The organism is Tamlana sedimenti (assembly GCF_038148895.1).
Lineage (GTDB): Bacteria > Bacteroidota > Bacteroidia > Flavobacteriales > Flavobacteriaceae > Tamlana.
On the sequence record NZ_JBBVGQ010000002.1, the window covers coordinates 354,322 to 377,014 of the forward strand.

22 protein-coding genes and 1 other RNA gene are annotated in these 22,693 nt (G+C 36.2%); 15 read left to right on the forward strand and 8 right to left on the reverse strand.

Translation table 11 applies throughout. The annotated features are described in order from the left end of the window. The first annotated feature begins 13 nt into the window (after positions 1-13). The 6 genes from WJN01_RS07515 (at position 14) to WJN01_RS07540 (ending at position 7,756) form a co-directional block, all read left to right on the forward strand. Positions 14-1,267: a bile acid:sodium symporter family protein gene (locus WJN01_RS07515; RefSeq protein WP_445196537.1), complete on the forward strand. Its 1,254-nt coding sequence runs from the start codon at positions 14-16 to the stop codon at positions 1,265-1,267. Between the two features lie 147 nt (positions 1,268-1,414). Beyond that, positions 1,415-2,830 carry an L-fucose/L-arabinose isomerase family protein gene (locus WJN01_RS07520; RefSeq protein ID WP_445196538.1) on the forward strand — a complete coding sequence of 472 codons (1,416 nt, stop codon included), beginning with the start codon at positions 1,415-1,417 and terminating at the stop codon, positions 2,828-2,830. A gap of 29 nt (positions 2,831-2,859) precedes the next feature. Beyond that, positions 2,860-3,684, forward strand: coding sequence for a transketolase (locus WJN01_RS07525; RefSeq protein ID WP_445196539.1), 825 nt, complete (start codon positions 2,860-2,862; stop codon positions 3,682-3,684). Positions 3,685-3,689: 5 nt separating this feature from the next. Beyond that, positions 3,690-4,661 (forward strand): transketolase family protein, encoded by a 972-nt coding sequence (locus WJN01_RS07530; protein ID WP_445196540.1) that lies wholly within the window; start codon positions 3,690-3,692, stop codon positions 4,659-4,661. Between the two features lie 91 nt (positions 4,662-4,752). Continuing rightward, entirely contained in the window at positions 4,753-6,252 is a 1,500-nt protein-coding gene (locus WJN01_RS07535; RefSeq protein WP_445196541.1) for an FGGY family carbohydrate kinase, read from the forward strand. 307 nt (positions 6,253-6,559) lie between these two features. Further along, on the forward strand, positions 6,560-7,756 hold the full coding sequence (locus tag WJN01_RS07540; RefSeq protein ID WP_445196542.1) for a T9SS type A sorting domain-containing protein: 1,197 nt from the start codon (positions 6,560-6,562) through the stop codon (positions 7,754-7,756). A 189-nt stretch (positions 7,757-7,945) separates the two neighbouring features. Here WJN01_RS07540 and WJN01_RS07545 read toward each other — a convergent pair whose 3' ends face one another. From WJN01_RS07545 to WJN01_RS07555, 3 genes are all read right to left on the reverse strand, one after another. Further along, positions 7,946-8,278, reverse strand: a complete 333-nt coding sequence (locus tag WJN01_RS07545) for a CCC motif membrane protein (protein WP_445196543.1) — start codon at positions 8,276-8,278, stop codon at positions 7,946-7,948. 9 nt (positions 8,279-8,287) lie between these two features. Continuing rightward, positions 8,288-8,569 carry a DUF2752 domain-containing protein gene (locus WJN01_RS07550; RefSeq protein WP_445196544.1) on the reverse strand — a complete coding sequence of 94 codons (282 nt, stop codon included), beginning with the start codon at positions 8,567-8,569 and terminating at the stop codon, positions 8,288-8,290. A 100-nt stretch (positions 8,570-8,669) separates the two neighbouring features. After that, positions 8,670-8,972, reverse strand: coding sequence for a hypothetical protein (locus WJN01_RS07555; RefSeq protein WP_445196545.1), 303 nt, complete (start codon positions 8,970-8,972; stop codon positions 8,670-8,672). 169 nt (positions 8,973-9,141) lie between these two features. On the opposite strand from WJN01_RS07555, the gene WJN01_RS07560 reads away from it, so the two are divergent. Together WJN01_RS07560 and WJN01_RS07565 are read left to right on the forward strand one after the other, a co-directional pair. Continuing rightward, positions 9,142-9,387, forward strand: coding sequence for a hypothetical protein (locus WJN01_RS07560; protein WP_445196546.1), 246 nt, complete (start codon positions 9,142-9,144; stop codon positions 9,385-9,387). Continuing rightward, positions 9,387-9,950, forward strand: coding sequence for a DUF8465 domain-containing protein (locus WJN01_RS07565; protein WP_445196695.1), 564 nt, complete (start codon positions 9,387-9,389; stop codon positions 9,948-9,950). The genes WJN01_RS07560 and WJN01_RS07565 overlap by 1 nt, the downstream gene beginning before the upstream one ends. Here WJN01_RS07565 and WJN01_RS07570 read toward each other — a convergent pair. Then, a complete protein-coding gene (locus WJN01_RS07570; RefSeq protein WP_445196547.1) occupies positions 9,947-10,849 on the reverse strand; it encodes a hypothetical protein in 903 nt (300 codons plus the stop codon). The two genes, WJN01_RS07565 and WJN01_RS07570, sit on opposite strands and share 4 nt — an antisense overlap. Positions 10,850-10,990: 141 nt before the next feature. On the opposite strand from WJN01_RS07570, the gene WJN01_RS07575 reads away from it, so the two are divergent. After that, a complete protein-coding gene (locus WJN01_RS07575) occupies positions 10,991-12,151 on the forward strand; it encodes a cysteine desulfurase family protein (protein ID WP_445196548.1) in 1,161 nt (386 codons plus the stop codon). On the opposite strand, the gene WJN01_RS07580 is transcribed toward WJN01_RS07575, so the two are convergent. Together WJN01_RS07580 and WJN01_RS07585 are read right to left on the reverse strand one after the other, a co-directional pair. Beyond that, entirely contained in the window at positions 12,135-14,600 is a 2,466-nt protein-coding gene (locus WJN01_RS07580) for a TonB-dependent receptor (RefSeq protein ID WP_445196549.1), read from the reverse strand. The two genes, WJN01_RS07575 and WJN01_RS07580, sit on opposite strands and share 17 nt — an antisense overlap. A 12-nt stretch (positions 14,601-14,612) precedes the next feature. Further along, complete coding sequence (locus tag WJN01_RS07585; RefSeq protein WP_445196550.1) at positions 14,613-16,298, reverse strand: M23 family metallopeptidase; 1,686 nt, start codon at positions 16,296-16,298, stop codon at positions 14,613-14,615. A 173-nt stretch (positions 16,299-16,471) separates the two neighbouring features. Here WJN01_RS07585 and WJN01_RS07590 point away from each other — a divergent pair, with 173 nt between their 5' ends. The 4 genes from WJN01_RS07590 (at position 16,472) to rny (ending at position 18,866) form a co-directional block, all read left to right on the forward strand. Then, positions 16,472-16,762, forward strand: a complete 291-nt coding sequence (locus WJN01_RS07590) for a coiled-coil domain-containing protein (protein ID WP_445196551.1) — start codon at positions 16,472-16,474, stop codon at positions 16,760-16,762. Between the two features lie 16 nt (positions 16,763-16,778). Next, positions 16,779-17,072, forward strand: a complete 294-nt coding sequence (locus WJN01_RS07595; protein ID WP_445196552.1) for a cell division protein ZapA — start codon at positions 16,779-16,781, stop codon at positions 17,070-17,072. 55 nt (positions 17,073-17,127) lie between these two features. Further along, positions 17,128-17,234: non-coding RNA, 6S RNA (gene ssrS / locus WJN01_RS07600), on the forward strand. Between the two features lie 57 nt (positions 17,235-17,291). Beyond that, complete coding sequence (gene rny / locus WJN01_RS07605) at positions 17,292-18,866, forward strand: ribonuclease Y (protein WP_445196553.1); 1,575 nt, start codon at positions 17,292-17,294, stop codon at positions 18,864-18,866. 76 nt (positions 18,867-18,942) lie between these two features. Here the strand turns inward: rny and xerD are convergent, their stop codons facing one another. Beyond that, positions 18,943-19,839 (reverse strand): site-specific tyrosine recombinase XerD, encoded by an 897-nt coding sequence (gene xerD, locus WJN01_RS07610; protein WP_445196554.1) that lies wholly within the window; start codon positions 19,837-19,839, stop codon positions 18,943-18,945. 222 nt (positions 19,840-20,061) lie between these two features. Between xerD and WJN01_RS07615 the strand changes: the two genes are divergently transcribed. Further along, entirely contained in the window at positions 20,062-20,562 is a 501-nt protein-coding gene (locus WJN01_RS07615; RefSeq protein ID WP_445196555.1) for a DUF3575 domain-containing protein, read from the forward strand. Positions 20,563-20,640: 78 nt separating this feature from the next. Continuing rightward, positions 20,641-21,057 carry a type II 3-dehydroquinate dehydratase gene (gene aroQ / locus WJN01_RS07620; protein WP_445196556.1) on the forward strand — a complete coding sequence of 139 codons (417 nt, stop codon included), beginning with the start codon at positions 20,641-20,643 and terminating at the stop codon, positions 21,055-21,057. 134 nt (positions 21,058-21,191) lie between these two features. Here the strand turns inward: aroQ and lpdA are convergent, their stop codons facing one another. After that, on the reverse strand, positions 21,192-22,568 hold the full coding sequence (gene lpdA, locus WJN01_RS07625; protein ID WP_445196557.1) for a dihydrolipoyl dehydrogenase: 1,377 nt from the start codon (positions 22,566-22,568) through the stop codon (positions 21,192-21,194). Between the last annotated feature and the right edge of the window lie 125 nt (positions 22,569-22,693).

The following is a 22,693-nucleotide window of genomic DNA, read 5'->3' on the forward strand; positions in this document are numbered from 1 at the left end:
CTAAACCAAAACCATGCGTAAATACATCCTTTATCTAGCCGTTATTCTTGTAATCTCTTCAGGTATTGGTTGGTTGCAAGATATAGGATGGTTGAGTAAATTAGGTTTTGTTTTAGGATTGTCATGCTTATCGGTTGGGGTTGGTGCAATAAAATCGCTTTCTGGATACCAATATACCTTTTGGATTGTTACTGCGGTGGCGGCGGGTTTAATCTATCCGCAAACATTTTTAAATATTGGAGGTATCGATTTGCGGAATAAATGGCTCATCCTTATAATCATTCAGTTGGTTATGTTTGGTATGGGCACGCAAATGAGCATAAAAGATTTTATAGGTATTCGAAAATCGGGACGAGGTGTATTGGTTGGTCTTTTGTGCCAATTTACTATCATGCCCATTGTCGGTTTTGTTATTGCGAAAACGTTTAGTTTTGAACCCGAGATTGCAGCGGGAATAGTGCTTATAGGTTCTTGTAGTAGTGGGTTGGCATCCAATGTGATGACTTATATCGCCAAAGGCGATTTGGTCTTGTCGGTTACCGTTACGGCCATTTCAACATTAACAGCTCCTATAATGACCACTTTTTTAATGAAATTATTTGCAGGGACGTTTATTGAAATCAATTTTTTCGATATGATGATGAACATCGTTAAAATTGTATTGGTTCCGCTAACGGCAGCTATGATACATGATGCATTGAAAATTTATGGAAAACAAGTACGAAAGAGAATAATGGGAATAGCAATTGTTTCTGGTATTTGGTTATTGGTGGCGCTTTTATTCAGTAACGTCATTTTGGGCACTGAAAAATACAACGGTGTCGAAATTTTGAACTTTATATGTGCCGCTTTTGTAGTTGGCGTACTTTATCATTATTTGTATAAAATTTTGCCAAAGGTTGACGCTTTTATGCCTCTTTTCTCCATGTTCGGTATTGTTTATTTTACTTTGGTAACTACGGCTGCAGGACGCGACAATTTATTGGAAATAGGAATGATATTGTTCCTTGCCGCTGTTTTACATAATACTGCAGGTTATATATTAGGATATTGGTTAAGTAGAGCGGGAGGATTGGATAAAAAACAAAGCCAAACCATTGCCTTTGAGGTCGGGCTTCAAAATGGAGGTATGGCCTCAGGGTTGGCAGGTGCTATGGGCAAATTGGCCACTTTAGGTTTGGCCGCTGCTGTGTTCAGCCCTTGGATGAATATCTCCGGATCTATGCTTGCAAATTATTGGAGGAAGAAGCGAGAAAGGTTGCAATAAAAACTCATAATGGCATTGTTTCTTGGTTCAAGAAAGAAATGCTTTTTTTTACAAAATTGACCACCGCTTAAAAAGTAATCTTAACTTAAATTAAGTTTGTTAATTTTATCAATCTTTTAAAAAACTAAATAAACGAAAACATATAACATGTCAAAACAAGCATTAAGCATCGGAATTATTATTGGAAACCGCGATTTTTTCCCAGATAGTTTAGTTGAAAAGGCAAGAACTGAAATTATTGATGTCTTTGCCAAACTAAATCTTAAACCTATTTTATTGGAGACTACCGACACTAAATTGGGTGGCGTTGAAACCTTTAAAGAAGCCCAGAAATGTGCTGATTTATTTAAAAAACATAATGAAGAAATAGCTGGTGTTTTGGTGTTATTGCCAAACTTCGGCGATGAAAAAGGGGTTGCCGATACGCTTAAGTTGGCAAATTTGAACGTTCCTGTTTTAGTTCAGGCTTACCCAGACGAATTATCTAAAATGAACGTAGTTAATCGTCGGGATTCTTGGTGCGGTAAAATCTCGGTTTGCAATAACCTATATCAATACGGTATTAAATATTCTTTGACAAGCAAGCATGTTTGTTCGCCTTCAGAGGAAGTTTTTCAAAACGATTTAAAAGATTTCGTTGCCGTTTGCCGAGTGGTGAAAGGATTGCGTAATGTACGCATTGGTGCTGTTGGCGCCAGACCTGGTGCATTCAATACAGTTCGTTATTCTGAAAAAATACTGCAAAGAAACGGCATCACTGTTACTACGGTCGATTTATCTGAAATTCTAGGAAAAGCCGATAAACTTTCAAAGGACGATGCCGTTGTTAAAAAGCATATTGAAGCCATCAATGCCTATGCACCGAAAGGCAAAACACCTGATGCTGCTATGATACAAATGGCAAAATTAGATGTGGTTTTAAACGATTTTGTTGAAGAATACGCTTTGGACGCCACTGCTATTCAATGTTGGACATCGCTTCAACAGAACTTTGGTTGCAATGTATGTACCAGTATGAGTATCATGTCTGAAAACATGCTGCCTTCCGCTTGCGAAGTTGATGTTACCGGAACTTTAAGTATGTACGCTATGCAATTGGCTTCTGGGTCTCCAAGTGCGTTGGTAGATTGGAACAACAACTATGCCGATGATATAAATAAATGCGTGTTGTTCCACTGCGGAAATTGGGCAAAATCGTTCCTTCCAGATATTGAAATAAGTAATGCTCCAATATTAGGAACAACCGTGGGCGTTGAAAATACCTATGGTGCATTGGACGGAAGAACACCTGCAATGCCATTAACCTATGGTAGAATTAGTACCGATGATCCTAAAGGCATCATTAAAGCATATATAGGTGAGGGTGAATTGACCAACGACCCATTAAATACGTTTGGCAACAGGGCCGTGGCGCAAATAAATGATTTACAAGGCTTGATGAATTACGTGTGCAGAAATGGTTTTGAACATCATGTGGTTATGAATGCTTCGAAAACAGGAGTTATTCTTGAAGAGGCTTTAGGAAATTATATGGGTTGGGATGTTTACAACCACAAAGGATAATTTCAAAAAATAGATGAAAAGGAAATATAATGATGAATAAAGAATTAAAATTGAAATCGGTTTACTTGAGAAAAAATCTTCTTAAGTACATTTATAAAGCAAAAGCTGGCCATACCGGAGGAAGTTTGTCATGTGTTGATACACTGAACGTTCTTTACAATCGTGTCTTGCATGTTGACCCAAAAAACTTTAAAAATCCTGACAGAGACCGATACATTCAAAGTAAAGGGCATTGTGTTGAGGCACTTTTTGTAACCTTGGCAGACCGCGGATTTTTTCCAGAATCGGATTTGGAGACTTTGTGTCAATTCCAATCACATTACATTGGCCATCCTACAAAAAAGGTAAATGGTGTTGAACAAAACACAGGTGCTTTGGGCCATGGTTTGCCCATATGTGTGGGTGAGGCTATTGCCGCTAAATTAGATGGGAAAACGTATCGTGTATTCACATTATTAGGTGACGGCGAATTGCCAGAAGGCTCCAATTGGGAAGCGTTTTTATCAGCAGCTCATTATAAGCTGGATAATCTCTATGCTATTTTAGATTACAACAAACAACAAATCACGGGAGATAATAGTGAGGTGATGAATACCGCTTCGGTTCGTGAAAAGCTGGAAGCTTTTGGCTGGGCAGTGAAAGAAGTTGACGGTCACAATCTTGAAGAACTTGAAGGAGCATTAAATAGTGGCCCTCTAGAAAAAGGCAAACCCAATTTTATCATAGCGCACACCATTAAAGGTAAAGGTGTGAGTTATATGGAACGCAATATTAAATGGCATCATGGAGTGCCTAGCCCAGAACAGTATGAATTGGCATTGAAAGAATTAAATGAAGCAGAAGCATTAATCTAAGCATTATGGAGTTAGACAAAATAGAGGAAAAGGATTTAAAAATGGGCAAGGCCAACCAAGAAGTGTTTTCTGAAACCATGCAGGCTTTGGCTGAAACTGATAGAAATATTATCGCTGTTACTAGTGATTCCCGTGGTTCGGGCAAATTGGTGCCATTTGGACAAAAATATCCCAATCAAATTGTGGAAGTTGGTATTGCTGAGCAAAATTTAGTGGGTGTAGCCTCTGGTTTGGCTTCCGCAGGAAAAAAGGTGTTTGCCATTTCACCAGCTTGTTTTTTAAGTGCTCGTGCTTTGGAACAGATTAAAAACGATGTGTGCTATTCCGATAACCCAGTGACTTTAGTTGGGATAAGCTCTGGTGTGAGTTACGGTGCTTTAGGAACAACGCACCACAGTCTGCACGATTACGCTGTGCTTCGAGCCATCAATAATATAACCATTGTTGCTCCTGCTGATAATTTTGAAACTGAGCAAGCAGTTCGTTTGGCTGCTGAACATGACAAACCTATTTACATGCGCTTTGGCAAAAAAGCGATGCCTTTTCTAGACGAAAACAATAAACGTTTTGAATTCGGAAAGGGACGTTTGGTGAGAGAAGGTAATGATTTAGCTATAATTGCCAGTGGTGAAACCGTTTACCCTGCTTGGTTAGCTGCCAAAAAACTGGAAGATGAGCATGGCATCAAAACAGCTGTGGTAAGCATGCATACCATAAAACCTTTGGATGTGAAATTGTTGGAAGATTTAGCTTCCAACGAGCGACCAATAATCACTGTTGAGGAACATATGGTAAACGGTGGTTTAGGAGAAGCTTGTGCTTCACATCTATTCCAAAAAGGATTTAGAAACCCGTTTAAAATTGTCGGGATTCCTGATGAATATACGGTTACAGGTTCACAGGTTGAAATCTTCAATCATTACGGTATTTCAAAAGAAGGCCTTTATGAAATCGGGAAAAAACTACTAAAAATTTGAAATTAGATTTTATAAAGATACCAACTAAACGAATTAAACTTCAAAAAATTTAATTCTTTTACTTGCTGAAGATTAAAAATCAATTAAAAGCATGTCTAAATCTTATATTTTATCGATAGACCAAGGAACAAGTGGAACCAAAGCCGTTATTTTTGATGAACTTGGAAATGTCGTTATTAAAACTACAGAACCCTTAAAATCTTATTATCCTGAATCAAGCTTTGTAGAACAAAATCCAGAGGAAATTTACCAATCGGTCATTCATGCGGTTAAAAATTGTGTTTCAGAGTTTAACGGAAAATTTCCGGGTGATGACCATAAAATTATTTCTTGCGGTATATCCAATCAGCGAGAAACATTTGTCTTGTGGGATAAAAATGGAAATCCGATGCACAATGCAGTAGTTTGGCAGTGCAAAAGGTCTATCTCAATATGCGAAAAACTTAAAGAAAAGGATTTAGAAATAACCATTAATTCTAAAACAGGACTGACTATAGACCCTTATTTTTCGGCTACTAAAGCCACTTGGCTATACGAGAACAATCCTAAAGTTAAAGAAGCTATAGATGCTGGTAATGCTTATTTTGGAACTGTCGATACCTGGTTACTGTATAAACTTACTAACGGTAAAAGTTATAAAACTGATCATACTAATGCATCACGAACCCTATTCTATAATATTTATGATTTAGAATGGGATTCGGAACTGCTTAAAATCTTCAAACTTGAACATTTAAATTTACCTGACGTCACTTTTTCATCTGATTATTTTGGCGATTCTACATTTGAAGGCACTTTTAAAAACCCATTGCCCATATCTGGAATTATTGGAGATTCGCAAGCAGCTTTTTTCGGTGAAGCCTGTTTTTCCAATGGTATGGCAAAAGCTACTTTAGGAACAGGCTCTTCTATTCTTTACAATGCTGAAAAAATGGAAACACAAGCCAAAAACGGTATGTTAACAACTATTGGATGGAGTATAAATGGACAGGTAAATTATGCTTTGGAAGGCGTTATTGTAAGTTGTGGCTCTACTTTAGAATGGTTGAAAAATCAGTTGGACATGTTCACTTCACATGACCAAATTGAAGTCATGGCAACATCTTTGAAATCCAACGAGGGTGTGTATGTGGTACCCGCATTTAGTGGTATGGGGGCACCTTATTGGCAGGAACACTGGAGAGCTTCCATTCATGGGTTGACTTTCGGTACTAATAAAGAGCATTTGGTGAGAGCTGCTTTAGAATCTATTGCTTTTCAAATAAAAGATGTCATCCAATCCATTGAAGAAGAAACCAACTCATCGTTAAAAGAATTAAAAGTAAACGGTGGTATAACAGCCAATAACTTTTTAATGCAATTTATATCAGATTTATTGAAAACACCAATTACGAATATGGGCATTACTGATGTGTCCGCTTGGGGCGCTGCCCTAATGTCAGGGTTAGGTGCAAAACTTTGGAATAATGTAAATGATTTTCCCCAACCTTCGCCAGAGGTTGTTAAAAGCTATAAGCCAAATAGCAATAGCATAACAGTGCAAACCTCTTATGGTAATTGGCAAGCTATCCTTAAAAATAAAAGGGCTTAACAAATTATTGCGGTTCGATGCACATTTAAGATGACTATCAGAAAAAGGATGTTAAAGCAGCGCGACATCGAACAAAAATGAATTTCAGCGAATTAAATTATAAATGCCATTAAAGGCATAAAAAAAAGAGTTATCTTATTTAATCAAATTTGAAGCTTCACAAGTGAATCATTGATTCACAACTATTTACTTATAAAATCGACCGTTGTTCAAAAATAGTTGTGAATTAAAATAAAATTCGCAATTTTGGGTATTCAAATACAATCGATTACAGAAATTATATTTAACAACTAAAAAACTATTTAAAATGAAAAAAAAATTACTATTGTTTTTAGTGCCCGTGTTATTGCTTGCTTCGGTTACGCAAGCCCAAATTAAATATTGGGACTTTGGGGCTAAAGAATTAGGAACGGGTTACGACAACATGCTTCCTGAATTCTATTTGAATGCATTTGCCAATTATTTACGACAAATTGATTGGGTTGACGGAGGAGGTACACCTGTGACTAATTTCGCAGATGGTGTTGCGTATGCACCTAAAACGGGTTATGAAAATGAAAACGGACATAGTGTGGAATCCCTTTGGTATTTAACGTTTAATGCAAATTACGCAGATTTTGCCAATTTTCACTTTACGCTATCATCAAAAGGTTCTTCACCAAACCCACCAAATGGTACTCTATTAAGTGGAGAAAGTCTTTATACTAAACCACAAATGTTGCCAGATTTAGATGGCGCCACTAATATGGTATTTTACAAAGATAGTAATAGCGATGCTCTTATGTCAATAAACAGCAATTTAACTAGATATGATGAACGTACGGGTATGCCGGACGCCATATCTGGTGAGTTTGAAGGGTGTATCCAATTTACAACACCAGGTGAAAAACGTTATAGGTCTGATGGAACAAGACATAGGGGTTTTTTAATGGATCTGCAGGCCAACGAGTATGTAACGGTAGTTGGTGCAGGACAGTATACTGATATTGAAGGTGACCAAAGTTTAGGTTGCGAAACAGGTTACTTGTCATTTGAATCTTATGGTGGAACTGGTACACCAGTTTACCAAGAAGACTTTGGAACAGGTAAGGGAGCTTTTGATTGTAGTGGTCTTACTGGTGGAGATACTGGCGATGAGGCACCGAGAGTTATGGAGTTTCAGGCGGACGGTGCACAAACATACAGACTTGCAAATCGCGGTGGTAAAATAAGAATTTACAGAATTTATATAAGTTCATCTTCAATTAAAAGTCAAGTGGAAGCACTTCTTGGAGTTGATGATGTAGCTTCTCCTGTTTCTACAGATTTAAAAGCCGTTGGTAACAGAGTATATTTATCAAACGTAAAATTAAACACAGAAATCAATATTTACAGTATTACTGGTTCTTTGGTTAAATCAATCAAAGTTGATGCTGATACTGATTTTGAGTTCAAATCTGGACTTTGGATAGCGACTTTAAAAACTGCTGAAGGACAAAAATCGGTTAAATTTGTAACTAAGTAATCTAAATCAGATTTCGAAAAATAATCCTTAATTTTTTAAGGACAATTAAATCCCTTGAAGGTGAGATATAATCTTCAAGGGATTTTTTATGATTCATTTTAAAATAGATATTAAATGTATTATGCAAGGGATATAGATAAAAATGAAAAAGCGACACGATGGTCGCTTTTTGTTTAGATTCATTTTTGATTATTGACCCATCATTTCTCTTATTCTCTCTTGCATTAATTCTTGGTCTTGTAGACCTTCCCATCCAAAGGTCATAACCATCCAAGCTACAAAAATCAAATATAGGGAGCTAAGAACGATTCCTATTATGGCTAAAATTTTTCCGGTTTTCACATTCGAAATTCCGGTATAGCCTTCTGGGTTTTCAGCATAAACTTTGGTTGCTTTATTGGCCAAAACTACGGCAATGATACCAAGAATTAAACCAACGAAGCCATAACAGCAGCAGGTTACGATTGACAAGATTCCGAAAATCAATATTAATGTTGCATTGGGTAATTTTTGTTGTTCCATATTATTGTTTTAATTGATTATAAATGTTTTTGCCACGAAGTTTCCAACAATGATAACTCCATTAAGAATGGCCAAAATAGTAATTATTTTGTTTGCATACTTGAAATTATGAAACGCATTAAAAGCCACGGCACCAAAAAGTATGATTAATGTATAAACAGCAGGATACATTTGAAAAGCTGCTGCAAATTCACCTTCAAAAATTAAAGCTATAGAACGTTGCAAGCCACAGCCCATACAATCAATGCCAAAAAGCTTTTTGTTTAAGCAGGGTAACATGTACTCTTCCATGGGATAAAATAAAAGATTAAGGTGCTAAAATATAAAAAGAGTAGTTTTTAAATATTCTTTTTTTGAAATACTTATCTGCTACTCTAACAGTTTTATGGTATTAAGAAGATAAAGCAGCAGCACCAATTCCTGCAAAAACTAATATCAATAAAATTATTCCAATCAATGAAATAACTAAACCGGCAATGGCTAAACCTCTTGGAACTTTAAAAATTCCTATGAAGGATAAAACAAGCCCCAGAATCCAGATTAACCATCCCAAAATAGGAATCCATCCAATAAATAAAGCTATTAGGGCAAGAACAAAACCTGCAGTTCCCAAGCCGTTAGATTTTTTCTCTGTTTGATTCACGATGATGGTCTGCCCAGAATTATTTTGCCCTCTGTTTTGACTTTCTTCCATTAGAGTTGATTTTAAGTTGGTTGTTGATAAAATAAAGATAGCAAAAGTCCACCTAAAATGCTCTTTTTTTTGTGAAGTAAATGATCAGGGAATTATTAAATACAAACCGTCACATTTGTAATTAAAATATTTTGATTTCTAAAAACTGAATTAAAGAGATAAAAAGAACATGAAATCTTATATTTGGACAAGCTTATCAACTAACGTCATAATATTTGAAATGAAATACTTCAACTATGTTTTAATCATCATTGGTGCTTTTGTTGCTATGTATGCCAAAGCTGGAGAAGAACAAAATCAATTAATATTAATTGTGGGCATTGTACTGTTGATGGTTGGTGTGTATAGAATTGCGAGAACCATACCGAGTAAAAATGATAGTGATAAAACCGATAATTCTGAAAGTGAACAATGATGTCGTTTAAAAAAGGTGATTATGTTTTGGTTTTAGATGAAGACCTGTCAGGCACTGTTAAAAGTATAAAAGGGAATGTTATATCCATTGAAACACAAGAAGGTTTTTTGATGGATTTTAATTCTAACGAATTGGTTAAAAAAGAGAAAAAGGAATCTATAAAATCCAATCTCTTTTCACATTCATCCATTGATGATGTTGTTTTGGAAAAAGAACAGCCCAAAAGAAAAAAGAAACCAAAAAAGAAGGCTAAAGAGCGCAATGAGCCAACAATGGAAGTGGATTTACATATTAACGAATTGGTTAAATCTACAAGAGGTATGACTAACTACGATATGCTTACTTTACAATTAGATACGGCCAAGCGTAAATTGGATTTTGCTATTGCCAATAGAATACAAAAGGTTGTGTTTATCCATGGAGTGGGTGAGGGCGTACTAAAATTGGAATTGGAATATTTATTTGGGCGTTACGATAATGTAAAGTTTTATGATGCCAACTATCAGAAATATGGTTTGGGAGCAACTGAAGTCTACATTTATCAAAATACAACTTCAAACTAATTAAAATCTGGAGTAACCTTTCTGCTTTTTTCTGAAGTCGGGATTTCGCTGGAGTTCAACGTCCCAAAATTTAAAGCATCCAAAGAAATTAAAGTTAAATCAATGTCGGTGATGACCATTGTAACCGTAAATGTTCTTAAAATGGTATGTTCTCTGTAACCTGTTGCTGCAACTGTTGTAGACACATCAGGATTTAAATAATCGGCTCCAACTTCACTATTTGTTATGTCATTGGCTGGGTTGTTATCTTGGGAGTCGTTTTCCTCATCACGTGTTTTAACACCGTCACCATCATCGTCATCGTCTAAATAATTCGGAATGCCATCTCCATCAGTATCCAAGGCATCACTTAAATCACCATCTCCATTGGGGTCTGGGCCTTCATCTTTTGTTAAAATATTGTCACCATCGTCATCAGCATCAATGTAGTTAGGCAATCCGTCTCCGTCGGTATCTCCATCAAATTCCAATTCAGCGGCAACACCATCATTGTCATCCTCCGTTAAAACTGTTTTAATTGTGGCCGTTCCACTCGTGCTCACAATATCTTCCTTTAGTTTAACTTCAGAATTTGGTATGGCATTGCAAAACAGATTGCTGGGCAAGGTGGTGTTGCTGTATGTTCTATAATTAAAAGGGTTTGATGTGCTTATGGTAACTGTTGTTTCAAAAATACCTGATTCATCAACATTTAAAATATTATCTAGAGTAAGTGTGGAAATGGTTAACGATAGAGATTCAGAAGGGTCGCTTTTTGTTTTATAAAAAACCAAAACATCTGTTTCGCAAGCTTCAAAAGTATCGTCAAAATCCAATTCAAAGGTGATGATATCGCCATCGTCACAAGAACTCATTGGAAGTAAAACAAAGGTAATTAGTACAAAAAATAGCTTACGCATTGGGTTTGGGTTTTAGGCAAAAATAACAGAATTGTTATTTATAACGTAGCTTATTGATAATAATTTTATTTCAAGTATTTTTGGGGCTTTAAAGTCTTTTAGTTTTTCTAGAGGCTTTTTGTAAACCTGAAATTTAGCTCGATGAAACCTGTTTATTTTGATAATGCTGCGACCACGCCTATCCGAAGTGAGGTGATAGATGCCATGACCAAAGTGATGCAAAGCCATTTTGGCAACCCTTCGTCGTCGCATAGTTTCGGCAGGGGTTCAAAAGCATTGGTTGAAAAATCAAGAAAAGCCATTGCGAGTCACTTCAATGTTTCGGCCGGTGAGATCATATTTACTTCTGGTGGTACTGAGGCTGATAATTTAGTGTTAAGAAGTGCCGTTAAAGATTTGGGCGTTAGGCAAATTATAACTTCAAAAATTGAACATCACGCCGTTTTGCATACGGTTCAGCACTTGCAGAAGGAATTTAAAATTGAGGTTAGTCACGTTAATTTGGACGAGAAAGGTGGGATTGATTTTAATCATTTAGAAAGTCTACTGCAGACCAACGAAAAATGCTTGGTAAGTTTAATGCACGTGAACAATGAAATTGGCAACATTTTAGATTTAAAGCGCACTGCCGATTTGTGCAAAGCAAACAATGCTCTTTTTCATAGTGATGCTGTGCAATCTATTGGCCATTACAAAATGGATTTGAAAGATATTCCTGTTGACTTTTTAGCAGCTTCGGCCCATAAATTCCATGGACCAAAAGGTGTGGGTTTTGCTTTCATCAGAAAAAATACCGGATTAAAATCCCTCATAATAGGAGGAGAGCAAGAGCGCGGGCTGCGTGCAGGAACCGAAAGCGTACATAATATTGTTGGTTTGGATGAAGCGCTTAAAATGGCATATCAAAATATTGAAGAAGAAAAACAGTATGTTGAGGATTTGAAGCATTATTTTATTGAAAGAATTAAAGCTGAAATCCCTCAAGTTATCTTTAACGGCTGTTCTTCAGATTTTGAAAAAAGCACCTATACGCTGGTTAATGTTTGCTTACCTGTCCTACCTGAAAAATCAGCGATGTTGTTGTTTCAGTTGGATTTGAAGGGTATTGCTTGTTCAAAAGGAAGCGCGTGCCAAAGTGGAAGCTCACAAAACTCACATGTTTTATCCGAAATTTTGAGTGATAAGGATTTATTAAAGCCATCTATTAGGTTTTCTTTTGGTATTTATAATACCAAAGAAGAAGTAGATTACGTAATTAATGTTTTAAGTGATTTTGTTGCTAAGTCTAAAACTTCATCGTAGTCCTCACATTAAAAACTCGAGGTGTTAAATAGTTGGGAATAGCATATTGGCGCTTGCTGTCTACATCGCGTACCCAAGTATTTGTTATCGAATTTTGCACATCAAATATGTTGAATATTTCGAAGCCGAAAGACAATTCTTTAAAAGGCTTTTTCCAGCCACTTCTAAATTGTTTTTTGGCATCAACTAACACAAATTGTAAGCCCAAATCGGCACGTTTGTAATCTGGTAATCTGTTTTGGTAAACATAAGGATCCGCATAACTTGGTGAGCCACCCGGCAGACCTGTGTTGTAAACCAAGTTTAAATACATTTTCATGCTTGGCACATTGGGCACATAATCTTGAAAAAGTGCTGCAAATTTTAAACGTTGGTCTGTTGGACGTGAAATATAACCTTGATTATTGATGTTTTCTTCCGTTTTTAAGTAACCAAAACTAAACCACGATTCTGTTCCTGGTACAAATTCGCCATTTAATCGCATATCCAATCCGTAGGCATAGGCTTTGGCACTATTATTTGCACGATAGCGAATACGAACGTTTTCAAGCGTGTATGGATTCACATCAGATAAGTTTTTATAAAATAACTCAGAGGTTAACTTAAAAGGTCTGTCCCACATTTTAAAGCTGTAATCGTTGCCCAAAACCAAATGAAACGACTTTTGTGCTTTAACTTCTGGTTGGATAACGCCATTGGCATCGCGCAGTTCTCTATAAAATGGCGGTTGGTAATACATGCCCGTTGCTACCCTAAAAAGCATATCTTTTTCCCAATCGGGTTTTATGGCAAATTGGGCACGCGGACTAAAAACCATTTGGCTTGATGATGAAATACCATCACCACTCACTTGCCAACTATGTCCTCTAACACCGGCATTATACCAAACTTCGTTATTACCCCAAGCACTTCTTTTGCTCCATTGGGCATAGGCCTGAAAACGATTTATGGTGGTATTGTTGGTAGCCCTAACATTGGTGAAAGGCAACAACGGACCCGAGTAAGGTTCGTAGGGCTGTTCGTTAACTAGAGTTGTTTTCGGGGGGCGTAATGAAAATCCTGCCGAGTCGATAACTTCCCATTCCACCAAACGGTCGCGTATATTTTCATTGGTGTATTTTACTGACCATTCAATACGGTTGTCTTCAATTTTAAAATCTCCTTTGTGTTCAACATTCGTAATCAAAGCATCCAAATCGTTTCTGCCATGGGTCAATTGACTGCCAATGCCTTCGCTAAATTCAACTTCGCCTAAATTTTCTTCACCAATGCTGTTGTTTACTTCGCCTAATCTATACTGCGCAAAAATATCAAAGTACTCCTCCTCGGTGGTATGATAGGTTGAAGAAATTAAATGTAACGTTAAATCATCATTCGCAAAATAGGAACCTTTAAATGCACCAAATAAGGTTTGATATCTGTCTTTTTCCTGACCTTCATAAAATACAATAAGCGCAACTGGGTCGGCCAATGTCCCGAAATTTGTTTGGCGTGTTTGGGGTTGGTAATTATACTTATTCAAAGAAGCATTTCCTAAAAAGCTCATATGGAATTTATTCGTAAACTTATAGGTGAAATACGCTTGGGCATCAGCAAAAGAAGGTTGAAAATTGGTTTCAGTTTCTTTGGCATTAACCAAAAGGCTATTGTCTCGATAACGCAAACCAACAATTCCGGTAAATCTGGAATCTTTGCTTATGTTTTCTATAGAGAGGCTTCCGCCGAGTAAACTTAAATCGGCATTAATTTCAAATTGATACGGGTTTTTGTAGGTGATATCCAAAACCGAAGAGAGTTTGTCACCATACTTTGCCTGAAACCCACCTGCAGAAAAATCCACATTTTGAACTAAATCGGTATTTACAAAGCTCAGTCCTTCCTGTTGGCCGGAGCGCACCAAAAAAGGTCTGTAAACCTCAATGCCATTAACATAAACCAAATTTTCGTCGTAGTTCCCACCGCGTACGGAGTATTGTGTACTCAATTCGTTATTGTTGCTAACACCTGGGAGGGTCATCAATAAATTTTCAACACCGGCATTTGCGCCAGGCATTTTCCTGATAACTTCTGGTTTTAGTGTTACAATGCCTTCAACTTCCTTTCGTCTGTTACTGTTTATTATTACAGTGGCAATTTGTTCAACGGTGTTACTCATTACTGGATTAAACTCATAAGTTTCACCATTTTTTAGATTAAAAGTGCTTACCACTTTTTTATGGGAAATATGTGTAAATTCAATAGTAATGTCCTTATTTATCGGGATGTCTATGGTGAAGAAACCGTTTTCATTGGTTTTGGTTCCGCTATCTCGGCTGGTTTTAATGTTTACATTTTCAATGGGCAGGCTATTTTCATCTAAAATAACACCTCTAATGGTTGCTGTTTGCGAAAAACCCAGAGCAAGTGCGGAAAATAGTAAAATGGTGGTCAGTAAAAGTTTTGCCTTCAAAGATGTAAAAGTTTATTTTCGATAAAATAACGCTTCAAAAGTAGAATTATTTCCAACATTATCGGTAACAATCACCTTTAAATTATTCTGTGTGTCAGTGATTATGCCATCGTTAAAATCATGGGTAAGGGTTTTAGTTTTGTAATCGTATTCAATTAAAATCCATTTACCATTTACCGTTGCCCTGTAATTGGATATGCCCGATTCATCATCATCAATTTTTACTTCCAGAAATCGGTATTTGCTCAACCATTGCCCGTCTTTAAAATTTGAAGCCGTAATGGCGGGCTTTATAGTATCCATGGCCAAAGCATAAGTGCCCAATTTTTTGGTGCTCGCCGTTAAAATATTACCTTGTTTTTTGGTGTAAGTATATGATGGGTATTGCCTGTAGCCAATTAATCTGGCTATGTATAATTTTTCGATATCCTGACTATTGTATTGACTAACGTCGTAGCTTATCGTGAAATCTTTCATCGTTGCCACCACATCATCGTGCAGTTTTAATGTATCGTTTTTTACTTCAAAATCTATATAGAAATCCTCATAAAACGTGTTTTTATAAAAATCAACCGAAACATTCCCCGACTTTAAATTTGTGGTTTCGTTGGCTTTTATAAAGTAAGGTGTAGTTTTTGGAGCCTCAGGTTGAGATATGCTATTTTTGGAGCCTTTTATTTGAATAGTAACCCAAGACTCGTTGTTTTTATAGTCTGCCACCCTGATTTTATAAACAGAATTCGTGCTATCCTGAATGGACAGAACCCCATCATTTATTGTCGATTTTAAAATACTTAGTGGATTGTTTTTCTTGAATAACTTTTGAAGACGCTCTTTGTTTTTTGAAAAGTGTTCGTAATCAATCAATTGGTTAATGTGCTTGGTTTCATCAAATGAAAAGCATTGAAAATCAAGTTCAAAATTTCTACTGCCATTTACAAAAGTCTGTATGTTGTATACGCCGTTTGAGTTTGCCGCCAAGTCTTGCCTGTCAATAGTGCTTATGCCAAAGCCAATTTTACCAATGGCTTGAATGCTTTCTGCAACATAATCGCCATTATTAAGAGCTGTTAGCCGCAATTTTTGTTTGGATTGTGAATTATTTATAAATGCATTTTCATCCAAAGGATAAACATAAAGAGATTTTACAACAGGAACAGTGGTGTCTTTGACATCTATTCCAAAAAGCATAGGGTTCATTGGGCGTTCCTCTTTGTCCCTGATTTCAAAATGCAAATGTGGGCCACCAGAACCTCCTGAGTTTCCGCTGTAAGCCACTAAATTATCTTTTTCAACTTGCAGTTCATCGGCACGTGGAAACAATTCAATCTCATAACTCTCCTGTTCATATTGGTATTTCTTTACATAAGCTTCAATTTCTAGAGCAAACTTTTGTAGATGGGCATAAACCGATGTATATCCATTGGGATGGGTAATGTATAAAGCCTTTCCGTAACCATAATGTGAAACTTTTATTCTACTGACAAAACCGCTGGCAACTGCTTTAACATTCAATCCGGTACGCTGTTGTGTTTTAATATCCAAGCCGGAGTGAAAGTGGTTGGAACGCAATTCTGCAAATGTTCCGGAAAGTACTAATGGGATTTCCAAAGGATTGCTAAAATAATCTTGTGGGTAATTACTTTGGGCACTTGCAAATAATGAAAAAACTAAAAATAGGGGCAGTAGAAAACGCATAAAAATCTATTGGGCTAAAATATTAATTAAGATGTTAAATGGCAAAGAATTAAACAAAAATCAAGCCATTTATTGTATATGCTAACCAGAATTATTTTGAAATTTTATGAAAAAACAATTGTAATTTATGCTTCGGAATGTTAACTTTGTGAGATAAGTATTGAAATTTGTAAATGAGTAATATTGAGGATATTGTAGATTCGTTAGAAAACAAGATTAGTAAAGTATTACACAAATTAGAGCTTTTAAAGCTTGCCAATTTGAAATTAAGTGAAGAATTAGAAGTTTCAAAGCAAGAAATTAAAACCCAAAAAAAGCATATTGCTGATTGGGAAGAAAAGTACGAAGCCCTTAAAATGGCAAATACAATACTTGGTAGTGACGATAATAAAAGAGAAACTAAGCTTAAAATAAACGCCTTAATCAGGGATATTGATCATTGTATAGCTCAATTATCTGATTGATTAAACGTTAAACCCAATGTCAGAAAAGCTTAAAATAAAGCTATCTATAGCTAACAGAGTATATCCTTTAACAATTGAGGCCCATCAAGAGGAAGGATTGCGAAGAGCGGCTAAAAACATTGAGGTTATGATAAAGCAATTTGAGCAAAGTTATTCTGTTCGGGATAAACAAGATGTATTGGCCATGTGCGCTCTACAATTTGCTTCCCAAGTAGAGCAGAAGTCCATTGATAAAGCAAATGTTAACGAGCATGTAGAAGAAAAACTTAATGCTTTAAATGAATTGCTACATTCGCATTTGGCCTCTTAAACGTTCTTTAAAATAAATAAAAGTTACTGCCTGCATTGGTTATTTTTTTTGATAAACTCAACGTTAATTCTTTAAAAAGGGTGAGTTTAAGTTGTAAAAGCAAGCTGCCTTGAGCAGATCCTTGATCAGCTTGTTAGCCCTAAACTTGTTTTTAAGGAGTTTATACAAAATTTTAAACTGGTGTAGGCTTTTTTTATATATTCAAATTAACTAAACACGATGGACAACTCAATTATAATTGGAGTAGTAGGGGTTATTGTAGGGCTTATAGTTGGCTTTATTATAGCTAAGTTACTCGAGAAAAACAATGCTTCAAAACTAGTTAAGGAAGCAAAGAAAAGCGCGACCTTGATACTCAAAGAGGCGCACAGCGAAGGCGAAAGCATTAAAAAAGACAAAATTCTTCAAGCTAAGGAAAAGTTCATAGAGCTAAAATCTGAACATGAAAAGGTTATTTTGGCGAGAGATAAAAAAATGGACGAGGCGGTTAAGCGTACCCGTGATAAAGAATCCCAGGTTTCTAGTGAACTTTCCAAAAGCAAAAAACTAAACGAAAGCCTTGAGGCTAAAATAAGCGATTACAACCATAGGTTGGATGTGCTTGACAAAAAACAAGAGGAGCTTGATAGATTGCACAAAAGCCAAGTACAGCAGTTGGAAGTTATCTCAAGTTTATCTGCCGAAGAAGCCAAAGAACAATTGGTGGAATCTTTAAAAGGTGAAGCTAAGAATGATGCTATGTCATACATTCAAAGTGCTATGGAGGAAGCTAAATTAACTGCTGAACAAGAAGCCAAAAAGGTCATTATTAATACTATTCAACGTATTGGAACAGAAGAAGCTGTTGATAACTGTGTGTCAGTTTTCAATATTGAATCGGATGACGTAAAAGGACGAATCATTGGTCGGGAAGGTAGAAATATCCGAGCCATTGAAGCTGCAACTGGTGTAGAAATAATTGTTGATGATACCCCTGAGGCTATCATCTTATCATGTTTCGATTCTGTTAGAAGAGAAGTGGCGAGGCTGTCACTTCATAAATTGGTGACGGACGGTAGAATTCATCCAGCTCGAATTGAGGAAATTGTTAATAAAACACAAAAACAAATAGAGCAAGAAATCATTGAGGTTGGGAAGCGTACTGTTATAGACTTAGGAATTCACAATCTTAACCCTGAGCTTATCAAGATGGTTGGTAGAATGAAGTATCGTTCATCTTATGGACAAAACCTATTGCAGCACTCTCGAGAGGTTGCCAAACTTTGTGGTGTAATGGCTGCAGAATTAGGATTAAACCCAAAATTGGCAAAACGTGCCGGATTATTGCATGATATTGGAAAAGTGCCAGACGCAGAGGCTGATATGGAAACACCTCATGCTATATTGGGTATGCAATGGGCAGAAAAATATGGTGAGAAACCTGAGGTTTGTAATGCCATTGGAGCGCACCATGATGAGATAGAAATGAAATCGCTTTTAGCGCCTATAGTGCAAGTTTGTGATGCTATTTCTGGAGCCAGACCAGGTGCACGTCGTCAAGTTTTAGATAGCTACATTCAGCGTCTGAAAGATTTGGAGGATATCGCGTTTGGATTTAACGGCGTTAAAAAGGCTTATGCCATTCAAGCTGGTAGAGAGCTTCGCGTAATTGTTGAAAGTGAAAAGGTAAATGATGATATGGCAGCCGATTTATCATTCAACATTTCTCAAAAAGTACAAACCGATATGACTTACCCCGGGCAAGTTAAAGTTACTGTTATTAGAGAAACAAGGGCAGTTAATATTGCTAAATAGGCTGTTCTCTCAAAATAATAAAGAAATTAAATCCAGCAGTAATGCTGGATTTTTTATTTATAAAAAGAATAAATCTCTATTTTCTTGGATGGTATTTTTCAACAACATCGGTTAAATGACTTTTGTCCAAATGAACATAGATTTCTGTTGTTGTTATGCTCTCATGGCCCAACATTAATTGAATAGAGCGCAGGTCGGCATCATTTTGTAACAGATGTGTCGCAAAAGAATGTCGGAAGGTGTGTGGTGAGATGTTCTTTTTTAAACCGATTTTTTCAGCCAATTGTTTTATGATAGTGAAAACCATGGCTCGCGTAAGTTGCTTTCCTCGTCTATTCAAAAATAAGGTGTCCTCGAAGCCGGATTGAATCTTCAGATGATTTCTGACTTCATTTCTGTAAATGTTTATATATTTTTTTGTAACGTCAACAATGGGCACAAACCTTTGTTTGTCACCTTTTCCGGTTACTTTAATGAAGCCTTCGTCAAAAAACAAATCAGATATTTTTAGGCCAATTAGTTCACTTACACGCAATCCGCAACCGTACAACGTTTCAAGCATAGCTCTGTTCCGCTCACCTTCAGGTTTGCTTAAATCGATGGCTTTAATAATGTTGTCAATTTCTGTTTCAGACAAAGTGTCTGGCAGTTTTCTGCCAATTTTTGGGGATTCAATAAGCTCTAACGGATTGTCTTTTCGGTAATCTTCAAATACCAAAAAATTAAAAAAACTTCTTAGGCCGGATATTAAACGAGATTGGGAGCGTGGATTTACTGTTTTGGCAACATCATAGATAAATTGTTGAACAATTTCAGAGGTTGTACTAATAGGTGATGATTTTATGTTTCCATCTTCCAAAAAAGAAATGAGTTTTTTTACATCAAGCGAATAGTTGTCAATAGAGTTTTGCGATAATCCGCGTTCTATTTTAAGATAGGTTTGATAATCCTTAAGTGCGTTTTCCCATTTCATTAGAGTAAAAATAAAGAAATAAGAATAATTTAAAATACTTTGTTTGTTTATAATTAAACTTGTTTATAAATAAATTGTTAATAATATAAATTTTATAACATTGAATTACAGATACTTAAATATTATTGTTAATAATAATGTTAATAACTCTGACCTAAATGCGATATTATTAAAAAAAATGACTTTAATTTGTGAATATCAAATCTTCTAACACTTTAAATTATGAAAAACTTATTATTTAGTGCCGTAATTGTTTTCTTGGTCGTTTCAAAAGTAACTGCTCAAGAAAATGTTGTGAAATTTAATCCTTTGGCTTTAATTGTCGGGTCTTTTGAACTTGGATATGAAAGGGTCTTAAACGACAGTCAGTCATTACAAGTGGATTTAGGGTATGCGTCATTTAGTTCAGGCTCTTTTGACTATACTGGCTTTGGAGCTGGGCTACAGTACAGGTTTTATATCCAAAAATCACATGATGCACCTACAGGATGGTTTGCTGGACCTATAGCAAGCTACTCTTCAGCTAGTGCAGATAATGATTTTAAAACGTCTGTTTTTGCTGCTGGAGGGGTCATTGGGTATCAATGGAACTGGAATCCTGTAACCTTAGATATATACGGTGGGCCAGCATATTATAGTATTGAAGCAGATGATACTTCATTTGATTTTGGATTTGATGGTATTGGTCCTCGTTTGGGGCTTTCACTAGGTTTTGCTTTTTAGAGGAATATTAATTCATATAGTTGAAAAGGGGAGCGTTTAGGCTCCTTTTTTTATATCTATTTTTAATATATTTACTTCATGAAAAAACTAATAATCATCAATGGTCCCAACCTTAATTTATTGGGAAAGCGCGAGCCCAATATTTATGGAAATTTAACATTCAGAGAATTTTTTGATCAGGTAAAAAAGAAGTATCCGAATGTGGATTTAAGCTATTATCAATCAAATATTGAAGGGGAACTTATCGATAAGCTTCATGAAGTTGGTTTTAGTTATGATGGTATTATTTTAAATGCCGGGGCTTATACGCATACTTCAATTGGTATTGGTGATGCCATTAAAGGAATTGAAACCCCTGTGGTAGAAGTGCATATTTCTAACACTTTTGGACGCGAAGAGTTTAGGCACCAATCCTTCATTTCTCCAAATGCTAAAGGAGTTATTCTTGGTTTTGGATTGCAGAGCTATGAGTTGGCGATTCAAAGTTTTGTCTAGACATTTTAGATTACTAGATTCTTAGACATTTGCTTAGCAAATTTTAAATAAACAAAAAGTTCCAGAAATTTCTGGAACTTTTTGTTTTTTATAAGACAATCTAATTTTCCAAGTTGTCTATAAATCTAAAAAGTCTAAATATGTATTACTTCATCATAAGCAGCAGCAACTGCTTCCATAACTGCTTCGCTCATTGTTGGGTGAGGGTGAACTGCTTTTAAAACTTCGTGACCTGTTGTTTCTAATTTTCTGCCTAAAACAGCTTCGGCAATCATATCGGTTACCCCAGCGCCAATCATATGGCAACCTAACCATTCACCATATTTGGCATCAAAAATAACTTTTACAAAACCATCTTTGTTACCACCTGCACTAGCTTTTCCTGATGCAGAGAATGGGAATTTTCCAACTTTAATATCAAAGCCTTTTTCTTTGGCAGCTTTTTCAGTTAAACCTACACTGGCAATTTCTGGTGTACAATAAGTGCAACCTGGAATATTTCCGTAGTCAATAGGCTCTACATGGTGGCCGGCAAGTTTTTCAACGCATAAAATACCTTCGGCTGAGGCAACGTGTGCCAAAGCCTGACCGGGCGTAACATCACCAATGGCATAATACCCAGGAATGTTGGTTTGGTAAAAGTCGTTTACAATAATTTTATCTCTGTCGACTACAATACCAACATCTTCCAATCCAATGTTTTCAATGTTTGTTTTAATACCAACGGCACTTAAAATGATATCAGCTTCAAGTGTTTCTTCACCTTTACTGGTTTTTACAGTTGCTTTTACGCCTTTTCCAGAAGTATCAACTTTGGTAACTTCAGCAGAAGTCATAATGTTAATGCCTGACTTTTTAAAAGAACGTTCCAATTGTTTTGAAACATCTTCGTCCTCAACAGGTACAATATTTGTTAAATATTCAACAATGGTAACCTCAGTTCCCATCGAATTGTAGAAATAGGCAAACTCAACACCAATGGCTCCAGAACCAACAACAATCATTTTTTTAGGTTGCTTTTTTAAGCTCATAGCCTCACGGTAACCTATCACTTTTTCACCATCTTGAGGCAGGCTTGGTAATTCCCTGGAGCGTGCTCCAGTGGCAATTATAATGTTATCGGCACTGTATTCTGTTCCGTCAACATCAACCTTTTTTCCTGGTTTTAGTTTTCCGTAACCTTCAATAACGTCTATTTTGTTCTTCTTCATTAAAAACTGAACCCCTTTGCTCATGCCTTCAGCAACCCCGCGACTCCGTTTTACAACCGCGTCAAAATCGTGTTTTGCGTCTTTAACGGTTAGTCCGTAATCCTCTGCATGTTTCAGATATTCAAAAACTTGGGCAGATTTCAATAATGCCTTTGTTGGAATACAACCCCAATTCAAGCATACGCCACCAAGATTTTCTTTTTCAACAATAGCGGTTTTAAACCCCAATTGTGATGCTCTAATAGCCGTAACATAACCACCAGGACCACTTCCAAGAACAATAATATCGTATTTACTCATTTGTTAAAATTTAGGCTACGAATTTACGAAATCGATTTTTAATAAAGAATTTAGAACGCTTTTAAATCGAAAAAAAATCCTCGGACTTTTTATTCTTGGAGGATTGGAGTTTTCAATCATGTAAA

Excerpts from the sequence above, each read along its gene's own strand:
- xerD (WP_445196554.1), bottom strand. The coding sequence starts at position 19,839 with ATGAAATGGGAAAACGCACTTAAGGATTATCAAACCTATCTTAAAATA.
- WJN01_RS07560 (WP_445196546.1), top strand. The coding sequence starts at position 9,142 with ATGAAATCTTATATTTGGACAAGCTTATCAACTAACGTCATAATATTT.
- WJN01_RS07575 (WP_445196548.1), top strand. The coding sequence starts at position 10,991 with ATGAAACCTGTTTATTTTGATAATGCTGCGACCACGCCTATCCGAAGT.
- WJN01_RS07590 (WP_445196551.1), top strand. The coding sequence starts at position 16,472 with ATGAGTAATATTGAGGATATTGTAGATTCGTTAGAAAACAAGATTAGT.
- WJN01_RS07545 (WP_445196543.1), bottom strand. The coding sequence starts at position 8,278 with ATGGAACAACAAAAATTACCCAATGCAACATTAATATTGATTTTCGGA.
- lpdA (WP_445196557.1), bottom strand. The coding sequence starts at position 22,568 with ATGAGTAAATACGATATTATTGTTCTTGGAAGTGGTCCTGGTGGTTAT.
- WJN01_RS07550 (WP_445196544.1), bottom strand. The coding sequence starts at position 8,569 with ATGGAAGAGTACATGTTACCCTGCTTAAACAAAAAGCTTTTTGGCATT.
- WJN01_RS07525 (WP_445196539.1), top strand. The coding sequence starts at position 2,860 with ATGATGAATAAAGAATTAAAATTGAAATCGGTTTACTTGAGAAAAAAT.
- WJN01_RS07555 (WP_445196545.1), bottom strand. The coding sequence starts at position 8,972 with ATGGAAGAAAGTCAAAACAGAGGGCAAAATAATTCTGGGCAGACCATC.
- rny (WP_445196553.1), top strand. The coding sequence starts at position 17,292 with ATGGACAACTCAATTATAATTGGAGTAGTAGGGGTTATTGTAGGGCTT.
- WJN01_RS07570 (WP_445196547.1), bottom strand. The coding sequence starts at position 10,849 with ATGCGTAAGCTATTTTTTGTACTAATTACCTTTGTTTTACTTCCAATG.
- WJN01_RS07615 (WP_445196555.1), top strand. The coding sequence starts at position 20,062 with ATGAAAAACTTATTATTTAGTGCCGTAATTGTTTTCTTGGTCGTTTCA.
- aroQ (WP_445196556.1), top strand. The coding sequence starts at position 20,641 with ATGAAAAAACTAATAATCATCAATGGTCCCAACCTTAATTTATTGGGA.
- WJN01_RS07595 (WP_445196552.1), top strand. The coding sequence starts at position 16,779 with ATGTCAGAAAAGCTTAAAATAAAGCTATCTATAGCTAACAGAGTATAT.
- WJN01_RS07520 (WP_445196538.1), top strand. The coding sequence starts at position 1,415 with ATGTCAAAACAAGCATTAAGCATCGGAATTATTATTGGAAACCGCGAT.
- WJN01_RS07565 (WP_445196695.1), top strand. The coding sequence starts at position 9,387 with ATGTCGTTTAAAAAAGGTGATTATGTTTTGGTTTTAGATGAAGACCTG.
- WJN01_RS07530 (WP_445196540.1), top strand. The coding sequence starts at position 3,690 with ATGGAGTTAGACAAAATAGAGGAAAAGGATTTAAAAATGGGCAAGGCC.
- WJN01_RS07515 (WP_445196537.1), top strand. The coding sequence starts at position 14 with ATGCGTAAATACATCCTTTATCTAGCCGTTATTCTTGTAATCTCTTCA.
- WJN01_RS07540 (WP_445196542.1), top strand. The coding sequence starts at position 6,560 with ATGAAAAAAAAATTACTATTGTTTTTAGTGCCCGTGTTATTGCTTGCT.
- WJN01_RS07535 (WP_445196541.1), top strand. The coding sequence starts at position 4,753 with ATGTCTAAATCTTATATTTTATCGATAGACCAAGGAACAAGTGGAACC.
- WJN01_RS07585 (WP_445196550.1), bottom strand. The coding sequence starts at position 16,298 with ATGCGTTTTCTACTGCCCCTATTTTTAGTTTTTTCATTATTTGCAAGT.